General features: G+C 71.4%; 13 protein-coding genes. 12 read left to right on the top strand and 1 reads right to left on the bottom strand.

Annotated features, from left to right (window positions below; translation table 11 throughout):
• The first annotated feature begins 117 nt into the window (after positions 1-117).
• The 12 genes from IEZ21_RS44105 (at position 118) to IEZ21_RS44050 (ending at position 14,067) form a co-directional block, all read left to right on the top strand.
• The gene (locus IEZ21_RS44105) at positions 118-1,545 is read left to right on the top strand and encodes an amidase (protein WP_189327439.1); all 1,428 of its coding nucleotides are present in this window, start codon (positions 118-120) and stop codon (positions 1,543-1,545) included.
• Positions 1,542-2,573: an ABC transporter permease gene (locus tag IEZ21_RS44100; protein ID WP_189327438.1), complete on the top strand. Its 1,032-nt coding sequence runs from the start codon at positions 1,542-1,544 to the stop codon at positions 2,571-2,573. Before IEZ21_RS44105 ends, IEZ21_RS44100 begins: the two co-directional genes overlap by 4 nt.
• Positions 2,563-4,419: an ATP-binding cassette domain-containing protein gene (locus IEZ21_RS44095; RefSeq protein ID WP_189327437.1), complete on the top strand. Its 1,857-nt coding sequence runs from the start codon at positions 2,563-2,565 to the stop codon at positions 4,417-4,419. Before IEZ21_RS44100 ends, IEZ21_RS44095 begins: the two co-directional genes overlap by 11 nt.
• Entirely contained in the window at positions 4,419-5,243 is an 825-nt protein-coding gene (locus IEZ21_RS44090; RefSeq protein ID WP_189327436.1) for an ABC transporter ATP-binding protein, read from the top strand. The genes IEZ21_RS44095 and IEZ21_RS44090 overlap by 1 nt, the downstream gene beginning before the upstream one ends.
• Before the next feature lie 89 nt (positions 5,244-5,332).
• A complete protein-coding gene (locus IEZ21_RS44085; RefSeq protein ID WP_189327435.1) occupies positions 5,333-5,551 on the top strand; it encodes a hypothetical protein in 219 nt (72 codons plus the stop codon).
• Positions 5,552-5,690: 139 nt separating this feature from the next.
• The gene (ureA, locus tag IEZ21_RS44080; protein ID WP_189327434.1) at positions 5,691-6,395 is read left to right on the top strand and encodes an urease subunit gamma; all 705 of its coding nucleotides are present in this window, start codon (positions 5,691-5,693) and stop codon (positions 6,393-6,395) included.
• On the top strand, positions 6,392-8,101 hold the full coding sequence (locus IEZ21_RS44075; RefSeq protein ID WP_189327433.1) for an urease subunit alpha: 1,710 nt from the start codon (positions 6,392-6,394) through the stop codon (positions 8,099-8,101). The genes ureA and IEZ21_RS44075 overlap by 4 nt, the downstream gene beginning before the upstream one ends.
• 25 nt (positions 8,102-8,126) lie before the next feature.
• Positions 8,127-9,176, top strand: coding sequence for an agmatine deiminase family protein (locus IEZ21_RS44070; protein WP_189327432.1), 1,050 nt, complete (start codon positions 8,127-8,129; stop codon positions 9,174-9,176).
• Between the two features lie 9 nt (positions 9,177-9,185).
• A complete protein-coding gene (locus IEZ21_RS44065; RefSeq protein WP_189327431.1) occupies positions 9,186-9,455 on the top strand; it encodes a hypothetical protein in 270 nt (89 codons plus the stop codon).
• A complete protein-coding gene (locus IEZ21_RS44060) occupies positions 9,452-10,063 on the top strand; it encodes a TetR/AcrR family transcriptional regulator (protein ID WP_189327430.1) in 612 nt (203 codons plus the stop codon). The genes IEZ21_RS44065 and IEZ21_RS44060 overlap by 4 nt, the downstream gene beginning before the upstream one ends.
• 543 nt (positions 10,064-10,606) lie before the next feature.
• On the top strand, positions 10,607-11,047 hold the full coding sequence (locus tag IEZ21_RS44055) for an Lrp/AsnC family transcriptional regulator (RefSeq protein ID WP_189327429.1): 441 nt from the start codon (positions 10,607-10,609) through the stop codon (positions 11,045-11,047).
• 50 nt (positions 11,048-11,097) lie between these two features.
• Entirely contained in the window at positions 11,098-14,067 is a 2,970-nt protein-coding gene (locus IEZ21_RS44050) for an aminotransferase (RefSeq protein WP_189327428.1), read from the top strand.
• Positions 14,068-14,222: 155 nt separating this feature from the next.
• Here IEZ21_RS44050 and IEZ21_RS44045 read toward each other — a convergent pair whose 3' ends face one another.
• Positions 14,223-15,557: a pyridoxal phosphate-dependent decarboxylase family protein gene (locus IEZ21_RS44045; RefSeq protein ID WP_246568847.1), complete on the bottom strand. Its 1,335-nt coding sequence runs from the start codon at positions 15,555-15,557 to the stop codon at positions 14,223-14,225.
• Positions 15,558-15,691: the final 134 nt, after the last annotated feature.

Here is a 15,691-nt window from a genome sequence, read left to right as displayed (position 1 = left end):
CGTCCGCACGCGGCGGAGACCCACGCGTGCCGGACCGGCCGTCCGGCACGCGGAATCCCCGCGCTGAATCCGGCGCCCCGCACCGAGCCCCTCGCACTTTCCGACAGGAGCCTCCTGGTGATCGACCCTTTCAGCACCGCCCAGCAGATCGCCGACCTCGTGCGCACCAAAGAGGTCAGCCCGGTGGAGGTGGCCGAGACCTACCTCGACCGCATCGAGCGGATCAACCCCGCCGTCAACGCCGTCGTCTGGCTCGACACCGACGCCGTGCGCGCGGCGGCCGTCAAGGCCGAGCGCGCGGTGCTGAGCGGCGAACCGCTCGGCCCGCTGCACGGCGTCCCCGTCCCCATCAAGGACCTCAGCTCCCTCGCGGGACAACCCAACACGATGTCCTCACTGGCGATCCGGGACACCCCGCAGACGGTCACGGACCCCGACATCCAGCTCCTCCTCGACGCCGGCGCGATCCCCCTCGGCCGGACGAACTCGCCGGAGTTCGGCGCGCTGACCGTCTCCGAGAACGCCCGGCACGGCAAGACGCGCAACCCGTGGAACCTGGCGCACACCTCCGGCGGGTCGAGCGGCGGCGCGTCGGCGGCCGTCGCGGCCGGGCTCGCCCCGGTGGCGCACGCCGGCGACGGCGGCGGATCGATCCGGGTCCCGGCGTCCGTCACCGGCCTCGTGGGCCTCAAGCCGAGCCGGGGACGCGTGCCCGCGTTCGTCCGAGGCTGGGAACACTCGACGACCGAAGGCGCGATCACCCGCACCGTGCGCGACGCGGCCCTCATGCTCGACGTCATGGGCCGTGCCGACCCGCTCGCCTGGTACAGCGCGCCCGAACCGGGTCGCCCGTACATCGAGGAGGTCGGTGCCGATCCCGGGCGGCTGCGGATCGGCCTGCTCCTCGACGCACCGACCGGGCTGCCGGTCGACGAGGAATGCCGCACAGCGGCGCTGACGGCCGCGCAGGCACTGCGCGACCTGGGACACGACGTCGTCGAGGCCCGCCCGAAGATGTTCTCGTACGAGGCGATCATGGGCTTCACCTGGACGATCATCAGTGCCTCCACCTACGCCATCGAGGTCGACGATCCCGACGCGGTGGACCCCTACATCCGGCGCCGCCGGGAGACCGCCCTCGAGGTCACCGCGGGCGACTACGCCCGGACGGCGGCGCGCCTGCAGGCCGAGTCACGTGACGTGGTCGCCCAGTGGGGCAGGGACTTCGACGTTCTCCTCACCCCGACCACGGCGGTCGTGGCGCCGCCGGTCGGCCCCGTGTACGACGAGGCGAACTCCGACCCGGACGGCCCGCGGGCCACCGAGACCCGGATGGTCTCGTTCACCGCGTTCGTCAACATCGCCGGGCTGCCCGCCATCTCGCTGCCCGTCCACACGACCGCGGACGGACTGCCGGTCGGTGCGCAACTCGTCGGCGCACCCTACGACGAGGCGACGCTGCTGCGCCTGTCCGCCCAGCTCGAACCGCGGTTCCGCTGGCACGAGCGGCACCCGGACGACGCGGCACTCGCGGGGGCGCTGTGAGCGCCGGATCCGCGGTCCCGACCGGACCGCTGCCCGCCGCACCCGTCCGGCGCGCTCCCCGGCTGCGGCTGGGCGGTGGCTGGGCCGGGTTCGCCGTCCGCCGGGCGGGCGGCCTGCTGATGTCCGTGCTGCTGCTCGTCCTCGTGACGTTCCTCATCGTGCCCCTGCTGCCCGGGGACCCGGCCCGCGCGATCGCCGGCACCAACTCGTCCCCGGCCACGCTCGCGGCGATACGCGAACGACTGGGCCTCGACGAGCCGATGGCGACGCGGTTCGTCCACTACCTCGGCGACATCGCGTCCGGGCGGCTCGGCACCTCGTTCCGGTTCGACACCCCGGTCGCGGACATCGTCGCGACCCGGTTGCCGTACACCGTCCAGCTCGTCATCCCGGCCGTCCTGCTCTCCCTTGTCATCGCCGTCCCGCTGGGCATGACCGTCGGTGTCCTCACCCGTGACGGACGCCGCCGCCGGCTCGGCGTCGGCTTCGGCACGGTCGCCGGGCTCCTCGCGTCGGCGCCGGTCTACGTCGTCGCGACCCTCCTCATCGTCCTGTTCTCGATCAGCCTCGGGCTGCTGCCGTCCGGCGGCGCCACGACACCGAGCGCGCTCGTCCTGCCGATCGCCGCGCTCTGCATCGGCCCGGCCTTCGCCATCGCCCGGGTCGTCCGGCAGGAGACGGCCTCGGTGCTCGCCCAGGACTACATGAGGACCGCCCGCGGCCACCGTCTGGGATCCGTGCGTCTCCACCTCCGCCACGCGCTGCCCAACCTCGTGACGAGTGTCCTCACCCTGAGCGGTCTCGTCCTCACGTCCCTGCTCGGCGGGACGATCATCCTGGAGAACGTCTTCACCTACCCAGGGCTCGGCACCGAGGTCGTCCAGGCGATCATCTACAAGGACTATCCGGTGATCCAGGGCATCATCCTCGTCGTCGGCATGCTCGCCCTGCTCGTCAACCTCCTCGTCGACGTCGTCCTCGGCATCGTCGACCCCCGCACTCTTGAGGGAGGTCGTCGTGGCCACTGACACGACCGTGCGCCGATGGCGCCGCAACCCGTCGCTGCTGTCCGGCGCGGTGATCCTCGGACTGCTCCTCGTCGTGGCCCTCGTGGCCCCGCCGCTGCTGAGCGGCTCCGCCGAGACCCTCACCGACGACGCCCGGCTGGGGCCCGGTGCCGAGCATCTCCTCGGCACCGACGCCTTCGGCCGTGACGTCCTCGCCCGGGCGCTCGTCGCGACCCGCCTCACCCTGCTCATGGCCGCCGCCGCCACCGCCGCCTCGTTCGTCGTCGGCGTCGCGATCGGCGCGCTGGTCCACCTGGCCCCCGGGTGGCTGCGCGAGACCTGTCTGCGGCTCATCGACTCGGCGGTGGCCTTCCCCTCGCTCGTGCTCGCCCTCGTCATCGCGGCGGTGCTCGGGCCGGGCATGGGGTCCGCGATCGTCGCGATCGCCGTCGCCGGCGTCCCCGGGTTCGCGCGGTTGACGGCGAATCTCGCTGCGACCGTCGCGGACAAGGACTACGTGCTCACCGCGCGCCTGCTCGGCGTTCCCGGCCTGCGCATCCTGGGCCGGCATGTCCTGCCGAACATCAGCGGGCCTCTGCTGGTGCTCCTCAGTTCGAGCTTCACCCTGTCCCTGCTCGACATCAGCAGTCTGTCGTTCGTCGGCCTCGGTGTGCAGAACCCGCAGTACGACTGGGGCCGGCTGCTCAACGAGGCGCTGCCGTCGATCTTCGCCCAGCCGTCGATCGTCCTCGCTCCGTCGATCATGCTCATCGTCACCGGTGTGGGCGCCATGCTCCTCGGAGACGGCGTGGCCTCACTCGTCGACCCGCGAACCCGCGGCACAGCGCCCGCACCGGCCAAGACGGCGGACGCGGCGGGACCGGCCGCCCCGGCACAGGACGGCGCGGCGCAGGCGCCTCAGGCGCTTCAGGCGTCGGGCAGTGCGGGGGCAGCGGCCGGCACGGAGCCGGACGGCCTGCTGACCGTCGCCGGGCTGACCGTGCGGGCCGGCGACCGGACACTCGTCGACGACGTGTCGTTCACCATCGGGGCCGGCCAGATCGTCGGCCTCGTCGGGGAGTCGGGCTCGGGCAAGTCCACCATCGCCATGGCGGTCGCGGGCCTGCTCCCCGAGGGCGTGCGGGCGAACGCGTCGCGCCTCGCCCTCGGCGACCTCGACCTGCTCGGAACACCGCCGGAGCGACGCCTCGCGACCGAGATCGGCATCGTCTACCAGGACCCGATCGGCACGTTCAACCCCGCGCTGAGGCTCGGCACCCAGCTCACCGAGGTGGCCAGGGTGCATCTGGGGACGCCCCGGCGTCAGGCCGCGCAGGACATGGTCCGCGCCCTGGCCGACATCCACGTCACAGAGCCGGACCGGCGGCTGCGTCAGCACCCGCACGAGCTGAGCGGCGGCATGCTCCAGCGCGCCTCGATCGCCTCCGCGATGACGACGAATCCGCGGCTGCTCATCGCCGACGAACCGACGACGGCCCTCGACGTCACCGTCCAGGCGGAGGTTCTGCGGCAGTTCCGGCGCATCAACCGCGAGCACGGCACGGCGATGCTGTTCATCTCGCACGACATCGGCGTGGTCGGTGTGCTCTGTGACACCGTCCTGGTGCTCCACGGCGGCCGGGTCGTCGACCGGACGACGGGCGGCGACCTGCGCCGGGGGACGGTCACCCACCCGTACACCCGCGCATTGCTCGCGGCGACGCCCGCCGCGGCCGAGGCCGGCGGAGCCCTCAGCGCCGTCCGGTGGACGGCCGGCGCGCATGCGGCGCAGCCGAGCGGGGCGCCGTCTGACGACCTTTCCGACAAAGCCGCGGACCGCCCCCCGGCCGCGGAAGGGAGCCGCTGATGTCCGCCACCGCCACCGCACCGGACCCGCAGACGGCCGCCCCGCTGCTGCGCGTCAACGACCTCACCGTCGAGCTCGGCCACGGCGCCGCGGCCCGCAGGGTGCTCAAGGGAGTCTCGTTCGACATCCCCCGGGGCAGCACCCTCGCACTCGTCGGCGAGTCCGGGTCGGGCAAGACGACGCTCGCGCGGACACTCGTCGGTGTCCACAGGCCGTCGAGCGGCCGGATCCTCGTGGACGGCGCCCCGCTGAGCACCTCGCGCGGACGGGCGGGAGCCGCGACGGTCCAGATGATTCCGCAGGACCCGTACTCCTCGTTCGACCCGCGGCGCACCGTCGCGCAGTCGCTCGCCGAGGCACTCGATCCGATCCGGGCCAGGGTCAAACCGGTCCGGACCCGGATCGCCGAGCTGCTCAGCCAGGTGAGCCTCGACCCGGACGCCATGGACCGCTACCCGCACGAGTTCTCCGGCGGTCAACGGCAGCGGCTGGCGATCGCACGGGCCCTCGCACCGCGTCCCCGGTTCGTCATCGCCGACGAGATCACCTCGGCCCTCGACCTGACGACCCAGGCCGAGATCCTCAACCTGCTCGCCGATCTGCGCCGTCGGCTCTCGCTGACGATGCTGTTCATCTCGCACGACCTGGCCGTCGTCCGGCACGTCAGCGACACGGTCGCGGTCCTGCTGCACGGGGACCTCGTCGAACTCGGCCCGACCGGAGCCACCTTCGCCGCGCCGAACCACCCGTACACCGCTCAACTCCTCGCGTCCGTACCGGGCGACCCGAGGTTCCGCCTCGACGACGAGCCCGCCAGAACGTGAATCGACCGGACGCGGTGCGGCTTCCAGCCCGCCGACCGGCCCATGCCGGTCGGCGGGTCGTGCGGCGCTGTCGGCCGGGACCTCGCCGCGTGCGGGGCGGCACCGCGGCACTGTCCCTCACCCAGAGCGAGGGCGAGGGTGAGGACGAGCGCGTGCGCGGCTTGCTGGTGACGACGGACAACGGCAAGCACTGGCGGACGCTCCTCGCCGGCGGCATTCGAGACCAGGTCCCGCGGGCCGCTCGTGCGTTCCTCGTCGGGGATGGTGTCGACTCCGCGCTGTTCCATGGGCATGCAGGTCTCCCTTGATCGGCCGCCTGAGGTGTCTCGAGAATTAGAGCGACGTGCAATGTGGGGGATCGGTTTGGCTGAGTCAACACTTCACCCCCAGGTATTCCATGCTTAGAGTGTTGCTCTAACGTGAGCGAAGCGAGGAGGTGCCCGCGGCATGAGACTGACTCCCACGGAGCGTGACCGGCTGCTGCTCTTCGGAGCCGCCGAGCTGGCCCGCGCCCGCCGCGCCCGCGGTCTGCGGCTCAACGTGCCGGAGGCGACCGCGCTGATCGCGGACACCGTCTGCGAGGCCGCCCGCGACGGTGCCCGGCTTGCGGAGGCCGTCGAGCGCGCCAGATCCGTGCTCGGCCCGGACGACGTGCTGCCGGGTGTCGCGGACGTCGTCACCGAGGTGCACGTCGAGGCGGTCTTCGACGACGGTTCGCGGCTCGCGGTCGTGAGCGACCCGATCGGCGGGAGTCTCGGTGAGCGGGCTCCGGGCGCGCTGCTGCCGGGTCCCGAGCACGCCGAGCCCGAGGCGGCCGTCCGGCTGACGGTCAGCAACACCGCCACCGTGCCGGTCTCCGTGACCTCCCACTTCCACTTCTTCGAGGCCAACCCGCGGCTCGACTTCGCACGGGAGTGGGCTTACGGGATGCGGCTCGCCGTACCCGCCGGGTCGTCCGTGCGGTTCGGGCCGGGGGAGAGCCTCGAGGTCGGGCTGGTGCCCATCGGGGGCGACCGGATCGCCATCGGGTTCGCCGGTCTGGTCGACGGGGCACTGGACGCACCCGGCGCCCGTGAGGAGGCACTGCGCCGCGCCGCCGCCTGCGGCTACCTCGGCGTACCGGAAATACCTGATCAGGAGGTCGAGCGATGAGCCGCCCAGGAGGCCACCCCGCAGAGGCCCGCCGCCCCAGCCCGTACGAGTACGCCGCCACCCACGGCCCGCGCGCGGGCGACCGGATACGGCTGGGCGACTCCGGCCTGACGATCCGCGTCGAGTCCGACTCCCAGCGCTACGGCGACGAGTTCCTCGCCGGGTTCGGCAAGACCGCCCGGGACGGACTGCACCTCAAGGCGGCCGCCGTCCGGGAGACCTGTGACGTGGTCATCAGCAACGTCGTCGTGATCGACGCGGCGCTGGGGATCCGCAAGGTCTCCATCGGCATCAGGGAAGGCCGGATCTGCTCGGTCGGGCGGGCCGGGAACCCCGACACCCTCGACGGGGTCGACGTCGTCGTGGGCACCGGGACCTCGATCGTGTCCGGCGAGGGGCTCATCGCGACCGCCGGAGCCGTCGACACCCACGTCCACCTGCTGTCGCCGCGGATCATGGAAGCCTCGCTCGCCTCCGGCGTCACCACGATCATCGGGCAGGAGTTCGGGCCCGTGTGGGGCGTCGGGGTCAACTCGCCGTGGGCGCTGCGGCACGCGTTCAACGCCTTCGACGCCTGGCCGGTCAACATCGGCTTCCTCGGGCGCGGTTCGTCGTCCTCCTCGGCGCCCTTGGTGGAGGCCCTCGCCGAGGGCGGCGCGTCCGGCTTCAAGGTGCACGAGGACATGGGCGCCCACACGCGTGCCCTGGACACCGCCTTGCGTGTCGCCGAGGAACACGACGTCCAAGTGGCCCTGCACAGCGACGGGTTGAACGAATGCCTGTCGGTCGAGGACACCCTGCGTGTGCTGGAGGGCCGGACCATCCACGCCTTCCACATCGAGGGCTGCGGCGGCGGACACGTCCCGAACGTGCTGAAGATGGCCGGCGTCCCGAACGTCATCGGCTCCTCCACCAACCCCACCCTCCCCTTCGGCCGGGACGCCGTCGCCGAGCACTACGACATGATCGTCTCTGTCCACGACCTCAAGACCGACCTGCCCGGCGACGCCGCCATGGCCCGCGACCGCATCCGCGCCGGGACCATGGGCGCCGAGGACGTGCTGCACGACCTGGGCGCGATCGGCATCACGTCGTCGGACGCGCAGGGGATGGGGCGGGCCGGCGAGACCGTCCGCCGTACGTTCGCGATGGCCGGGAAGATGAAGGCCGAGTTCGGCGCACCCGACGACCACGACAACGAGCGCGTCCTGCGCTACATGGCCAAGCTGACGATCAACCCGGCCATCGCGCACGGCCTCGCCCACGAGGTGGGGTCGATCGAGGTCGGCAAGCTCGCCGACATCGTGCTGTGGCGGCCGGAGTACTTCGGCGCCAAGCCGCAGCTGGTGCTCAAGGCCGGCTTCCCGGCGTACGGAGTGGTCGGTGACCCGGGCGCCGCCACCGACACCTGCGAACCCCTCGTCCTCGGCCCGCAGTTCGGGGCCCACGGCGCCACGCCCGCCGACATCTCGGTCGCCTTCGTCGCCCGGGCGGCCGTCGACCAGGGCAACGACTCGATGCCGACCCGGCGCCGCAGGGTCGCCGTACGGGGCACGCGCGGCATCGGGCCGGCCGACCTGCGCCTCAACTCCCGTACCGGAGCGGTCGATGTGGACCAGCGTACGGGGCTGGTCACGCTCGACGGAGAGCCGCTGCGCTCCGAACCGGCCGAGTCCGTCTCCCTCAACCGCCTGTATTTCTTTTGAATGTCACAGCCTGTAAGGATCACTCATGTCTGCTGCCGCCGACGGCTTCCGCATGCCCGCCGAGTGGACCCCGCACGAGCGCACCTGGATGGCGTGGCCGGGCCCGAACCCGACCTTCGACGACCCCGAGGACCTCGCCGCCGCGCGCATCGCCTGGGCCTCGGTCGCCCGCGCGGTGCGCCGCTTCGAGCCGGTGACGGTGGTGTGCGGCCCCGGACAGTCGGCCGAGGCGCGCGCTCTGCTCGGGCACGGCATCGACACGGTCGAGCGGGACCTCGACGACGCCTGGATGCGCGACATCGGGCCCACGTTCCTCACCGACGGCGCCGGTGAACTCGCCGCCGTGGACTGGACGTTCAACGGCTGGGGTGCCCAGGACTGGGCGCGCTGGGAGCACGACGTGAAGATCGCCGTGTACGTCTCCGACCTCGCGGGTTCGGCGAAGACGTACACCTCGGAACTCGTCAACGAAGGCGGTGCCATCCACGTCGACGGCGAGGGCACGGTTCTGCTGACGGAGACGGTCCAGCTCGGGCCGGAACGCAACCCGCACTGGACCCGCGAGCAGGTGGAGGCCGAGATCCACGCCCACCTCGGCACTCGCAAGGCGATCTGGTTGCCGCGCGGCCTCACCGGCGACTATCCGCCCGGCGGCTTCGGAACCCTCGGCCATGTGGACATCGTCGCCGCGTTCGCCCGTCCCGGTGTGGTCGTGGCCCATGTGCAGCCGGACCCGGCCCACCCCGACCACGAGGTGACGCAGGAGGTCGTCGGCCTGCTGAAGGCGCAGACCGACGCGCGCGGCCGCCGCCTGGAGGTCGTCGAGGTGCCCGCCCCGACCGTCCTGGAGGCCGACGGCCACTGGGCCGACTACTCCTACATCAACCACTATCTCTGCAACGGCGGCGTCGTCCTGTGCGGCTTCGACGACCCCCGGGACGAGATCGCGGCCGGCGTCTTCCGCCGGCTGTTCCCGCAGCGGACGGTGACGCTGGTGGACGCGCGGACGATCTTCGCGGGCGGTGGCGGCATCCACTGCGTCACGCAGCAGCAGCCGAGGGCCGTGGTCAGGTAGAACTTACGGGTGAATGTGCTGACCTGCGTCACCCGCGGAACACGGCTGACCCGGCCGCTGCGGCTGCGGCTCCTGCCCGAGGTGCCGACCCGCCCGGAGCACGGCGGCCGCAAGAACCCCGACGGCGCCGTGGGGGACCCCGACGGGCAGGGGTTCATGACGACCGCCGGGCCGCGTGACACCTTGGTGGTCCACCCCGAGGACACCCGCGGCCGTCTCCGCGCCGACCCCGCCTCGCAGGAGATCGTCTGTTGCGGTGCGCCGGGGCGTGCGGCATGACCGCCCCGGGAGCCCGCCGCCGCACCCCCGCTCCGCCCCGCGAGGACGTGCTCGCCGCCGCCATGGACATGATCGCCGAGCGCGGTCTGGAGAAGCTCACCATGGCGGCGCTCGGCCGTGAGGTCGGGATGAGCAGCGGCCATCTCCTCTACTACTTCCACTCCAAGGACGAACTGCTGCTCCAGGCCCTGGAGTGGAGCGAGGGTCGGCTCGGCGCCGAGCGCGGCCGGCTGCTGACCCGCACCACGTCCGCCCGTGAGCGGCTTGACGCGTACGTCGACCTGTACGTGCCCGACGGCCACCGGGACCCGCACTGGACGCTGTGGCTGGAGGTCTGGAACCGCTCGCAGAACGCCGACGACGCGGCCCGCGACCGCCAGGCCGCGATCGAGGGCGCCTGGCACCGCGACCTGGTGGCACTGCTGGCGGAGGGGGTGTCGAGGGGCGAGTTCCGGCCGGTCGACCCGGACCGTTTCGCCGCCCGGCTGCGGGCGCTGCTCGACGGGTTCTCCATCCATGTGGCGATAGGGCTGCGGGGCACGGACCGGGCGCAAGTCCTGTGCCACGTAAGGGAGTTCCTGGACGACAGCCTCCTCGCGGACTCCTGAGTCCACATCCAGGTTGTACGCGATACTGCGGATTGCCCTGTAGCGCGTGGTGCGTTCAGGCGTCTCCTCAGAGGCGGCGCTGCTGCTCGCGCTCACCGGAACGGCCGTGGCCGCCGCGCCGCACCCCTGCGCTGCACATCAGCAGCCCACCGACTCCCACCGGCACCCCCGGCCGCACACACCTGCCCGGTCTGTCAGGGCATCTTCACCGCCAACCCCCGCCTGCGGCAGGTCTATTGCTCGCCCGACTGCCGACGCGACGCCGAGCGGCCCGGCCCTCCATCACCAACCGGGTTCCCGACATCACCCTTCTCCGTCGGACTCCGTGATGGACTCCGTCTGACCGTCACCGATCAACAGGACTCGGAGACCTTCGGTCGCCGGGTCCTCACACAACGTCAGGACTCTTGAGCGCGCACTGGAACCCGCCCACGCGATTCGCTCGATTCCATCGTCATCACACTTGAATCGAGCACACGGATCCGACATTGTGCTTGAAACAAGCGCAATGTCTGCCGTTCACGCAGGAGAGAGAGGTGCTGCATGGACGACATCGACCGGGCCATCCTGCGGGAGCTGCAGGTCGACGGCCGGATTCCTTACGCCGATCTGGGTCCGAAGGTGGGGTTGTCACCCTCGGCCGCGAGGCTCCGGCTGCAGCGGCTGATCGACACCAAGGCGGTCCAGGTCGTCGGAGTGACCGACCCGATGACGATGGGCCAGCAGTCGATGGCACTCCTGGGCTTGCGCATCGACGGCGATTCCCGGGCGGTCGCCGATGAACTGTCCCGGCACGACGAAGTCGTGTACACGGTCCTGACGGCCGGCGGCTTCGACCTGTTCGCGGAGGTGGTGTGCCCTCAGCCTCGGGATCTTCTGGACTTCATCAACGACGTCGTGCGGCCCGTCGAGGGTGTCGCATCCGTGGAGAACTTCCCCTACTTCGCGATTCACACTCACCGCTTCTTGTGGCACGTCGACTGAGGGATCCGAGCGTCCGAGCCCTGTTTGCCCGCACCAGCGGAGGAACCTGCATGCTGCCCGACGAGTACCGCACGATCGACTTCTTCACCAAGGACGCCCTTCCCGCACCCCGCATGGCGTCGGCCGAGGCTGAGCTCATCGCTGCCGAACACCTCGGCATCACTGCTCGCGCGCAGGCGCTGGGCAGCCAGCAGGACGCCAACTTCCTACTGCACGCCGACGACGGGACGCCCGCGGCGATTCTGAAGATCGCCAACCCCGCCTTCGGCACGGTGGAGATCGAAGCCCAGGACGCGGCAGCCGACCTGATCGCCTCGGCCCGCCCGGAACTGCGCATCGCCACGGTCCTGCGCCGCCCTGACGGCACCCCGCGGCGCACGACGGTGGACACCGAGAACGGTCCGGCTGTCGCGCGCCTGCTGCGCTACCTGCCCGGCGGCACGCTCTCGGGACCACGGCACCTGTCCCCCGGCAGCGTGGCGGGCATGGGCACGATCGCCGCAAAGGTCAGTACCGCCCTGCGCGACTTCCGGCACCCGGGCCTCGACCGCGTGCTCCAGTGGGACCCGCAGCACGCCGATCGCGTCGTCGCCAAGCTCGCCGGGCACATCGACGAACCCGACCGGCGCACCGCTGTCCGGACCGCGACCGCCGAGGCCTGGGCGCATGTCCAGAAGATCGCCGCCACGCTGCCGTCGCAGGCCGTGCACCTGGACCTCACCGACGACAACCTGATCCGCTGTCCCGACAGCCGTCCGCCCATGCCGGACGGGGTCATCGACTTCGGTGACGTGACCACAAGCTGGGCGGTCGGCGAACTCGCCGTGTCACTGTCCTCGATGCTCCACCACGACGGTATTGAGCCTCACCACGTGCTGCCGGCCGTCCGCGCCTTCCACGCCGTTCGGCCGCTCTCCCCCGAGGAAGCCGATGCGGTATGGCCGCTTGTGGTCCTGCGCGCCGCCGTCCTGGTGGCCAGCGGGCGGCACCAGGCCGCCGTCGACGAGGACAACGTCTACGCCAAGGCCGCGCTCGACCGCGAATGGCGCATATTCGAACAGGCCACCTGGCTGCCCCTGCCGGTGATGATCCGCCTCATCAGGGACGCGACCGGCATGGCCGACGTGCCTGCCCGGACCGCGCAGGCCGATGCGCCGGTGCGCCCTCTCCTGCGGGACCTCGTCGCCGACGACATCACCCTCCTCGACCTGTCCACCGAAGCCGATTCCATGGACCACGGAGCCTGGATGGACGCCGGCACCGAGGCCCGGCTGGTGACCTCCGCGCTCGCGGACGGAGCGGCCGCCGTCGCCACCCGGTACGCCCAGGCGCGACTCACTCGGACACCGGCGCTGTCGGCGGTGTCCACCGCCACGGTGCCCACCGGAATCGACCTCTGGCTCGGCCGGGATGCCGTGGTGCAGGCGCCCGCCGCGGGGAAGGTCCTCGCTGCGGCGCCGGGCCACGTGGAACTCACCTACGGCGCGCAGGCGCTGTCGCTGTCCTTCCCCCGCGCGGTCCAGCCCGTGGTCACCACCGGTGCGACGGTGCAGGCGGGCGAGGACATCATCCACCTCAGCTCCGGTGCCTCGGTCCACGTTGCGCTGCGCGACGCCGACGGCCCCGCTGCCCCGCGCCTGGTCCGTCCCGAGTACGCCGCCGGCTGGCTCGCGCTCACCGCCGACCCCGCCCCGCTCCTCGGCCTCCCGGCCGACTCCGACCGTACGCGCGAGAGGGACCTGCTCGACCGGCGTGACGCCGCGTTCGCCACCGTGCAGGAGCACTACTACGCCAACCCTCCGCGTATCGAACGTGGTTGGCGACACCATCTGCTGTCCACCGACGGCCGGTCGTACCTCGACATCGTCAACAACGTCAGTCCATTGGGCCACGCCCACCCCCGTGTCGAGCAGGCGGTCTCCCGGCAGTTGCGGCGGCTCAACACCAACTCGCGCTTCCACTACGCGTCCGTGGTGGAGTTCACCGAGCGCCTCGCCAACCTCCTCCCCGACCCTCTGGACACGGTGTTCCTCGTCAACTCCGGTTCAGAAGCGGTGGATCTGGGCCTTCGCCTGGCCATCGGGGCCTCCGGCCGGCACGACGTCGTCGCGCTGCGCGAGGCGTACCACGGCTGGACGTACGCCTCCGACGCGGTCTCCACCTCGCTCCAGGACAACCCGAACGCCCTGGCCACCCGCCCGAGCTGGGTGCACACCGTGGACTCGCCCAACTCCTACCGCGGCTGCCACCGCGGGTCGGATGCCGTGCGCTACGCACCCGAGGCCGTCGCGGTGATCGACGAACTGGCCGCTGCCGGCCGCCCGGCGGGAGCATTCATCGGCGAGACCTTCTACGGCAACGCCGGAGGAGTCGCCCTTCCCGACGGCTATCTCGCCCAGGTGTACGCGGCGGTACGGCGTCACGGCGGCCTGGCCGTCGCCGACGAGGTCCAGGTCGGATACGGCCGCCTGGGACACTGGTTCTGGGGCTTCGAGCAGCAGCAGGTCGTCCCCGACATCGTCTGTGTCGCCAAGGCCATGGGCAACGGACACCCCCTCGGCGCCGTCATCACGTCGAAGGCGGTCGCGGACCGGTACCGCGACCAGGGCTACTTCTTCTCCTCCACCGGCGGAAGCCCCGTCTCCAGCATCGTGGGCCTCACCGTCCTGGACACCCTGCGCGACGAAGACCTCCAGGGCAACGCGGCGCGCGTCGGCGGCCATCTGAAAAGCCGGCTCGAGGCACTGGCCGACCGCTACGGCATCATCGGCGCCGTCCACGGCTCGGGCCTCTACCTCGGCCTCGAACTCGTCCGGGACCGCGCCGGCCTGGAACCCGCCACAGAAGAGACCGCCGAACTCTGCGACCGCATGCTCGACCTCGGCGTGATCCTCCAGCCAACCGGGGACCACCTCAACATCCTCAAGATCAAGCCACCGCTGTGCATCGACGCCACCGCAGCCGACTTCTTCGCCGACATGCTCGACCTGGCCCTCACCCAACTCGGCCACTCCCGCTGACGCCGCACATCCGGAGGCCCGGGGCCCGGCGGCGTGTACGGCATCCATCCCAGCCGCTGGACGCCCAGGCCCCGGCCCACCGATGACCGGAATCGCATACAGGCGTGAGCGGCAACTCCCCCTCGCGCCCGCAGCCTGACCAACCCGGTCACTCACTAGCGGAGCGTGTCGATGATGTCGCCGGCACAGGTGTCCGGGTTGACGAAGGCCATGCGCAGAACCGTTGCGCCGTTCCACTGTGTCGGCACGCACAGCATGGCGCCCGTTTCGGCCGCCCGGGCGGACCATGACGCGTAGTCCTGCGGGCCCCAGCCAGGGCGTTCGAAGAGGACGACGGACAGCTTGGGATCGATCGTCAGGCGTAGATGGTCACTGGCGCGTATGGCGTCGGCGACCAGTCGGCTGGTGGTCAGTGTCTGTTCCACGGCATTCGAGTACCGCTCGGTTCCGTGGACGGCCAGGCTGAACCAGAGCGGCAGACCGCGGGCGCGGCGGCTGAGGTGGAGGGCCAGGTCCGACGGATTGTGGACGTCGCGGTCGATGGCGTCGAGATAGTGCGCCGACTGACTGTGCGCGGCGCGTGCCGCTGCGGGGTCCCGGTAGAGCAGTGCGCAGCAGTCGTAGGGGGCGAAGAGCCATTTGTGGGGATCGACGATGAAGCTGTCGGCGCGTTCGATGCCGGAGTAGAGGTGCCGAACGCTGGGTGCCGCCAGGCCCGCTCCGCCGTAGGCACCGTCGACGTGCAGCCACACGTTGTGCCGTTCGCACGCGTCGGCGATGTCATCGAGGTCGTCGATGAGACCGGCATTGGTGGTTCCGGCGGTCGCCACCACGGCGAACACGCCGGTCGTGGAGTCCAGGACCGCGTTCACGGCGGCTCCGGTGAGGTGTCCCCGCTGGTCCACGGGTGCGGTAACGACTTCGATGTCCATCGCTTGTGCTGCGGACCTGATCGAGGAGTGGGCGCTGTCGGCACACACGATTTTCCAGCCGTCCGTCGGCCGGGTGCGGGATGCGGCGGCAGCGGCGCGGGCCGTGATGAGAGCCGAGAGGTTGCCCATGGTGCCGCCGCTGACGAAGCATCCTGCTGCGGTGCCGGGCCATCCGAGCAACTGGGTGAGCCAGGCCAGCGCCTCGTTCTCGGCGTGGATGGCGCCGGCTCCCGACTCCCAGGTGCCCGCGAAGATGTTCGCCGCGCTGGTGACCGCGTCGAAGGCGAGTGCGGCACGGGTGGGGGCCGCGGGGATGTACGCGAGGTTCATCGAGCCGTTCTGGGCGCGGGTGGCGGGTGCGAGGACTCGGTCGAAGAGTTTGAGGGCCGCGGCGCCGCCGATTCCCCAGGGGGTGATAGCCGTACCGGCCGCGAGGGCGAGGTCGGCGGCGGGGCGGGCGCCGGTCACCGGATCCGGAGCCTGCGTGATGCGCCGCCGCGCGTAGTCGAGGGCGGCCGCCACGATCTCGTCCTCGTCACCCCACACCCGGCGGTCCACGCGGGGGGCTCTGGTCGTTGATGTGTTGTCGCATCGCGCTTTTTGCATGGCGAGAACCTAGAAAGACGCATCGGAATGCGCAATAAGTGGCAGAAATTATGAGCAGAATGCTCAATGTGGCACGCCCGTGCTGT

Origin of the sequence: Streptomyces flaveus, from assembly GCF_014647675.1 — a bacterium.
GTDB lineage: Bacteria > Actinomycetota > Actinomycetes > Streptomycetales > Streptomycetaceae > Streptomyces > Streptomyces flaveus.
Note: the sequence above shows the minus strand (reverse complement) of the source record. Positions and strands in the feature narration are given on the sequence as shown.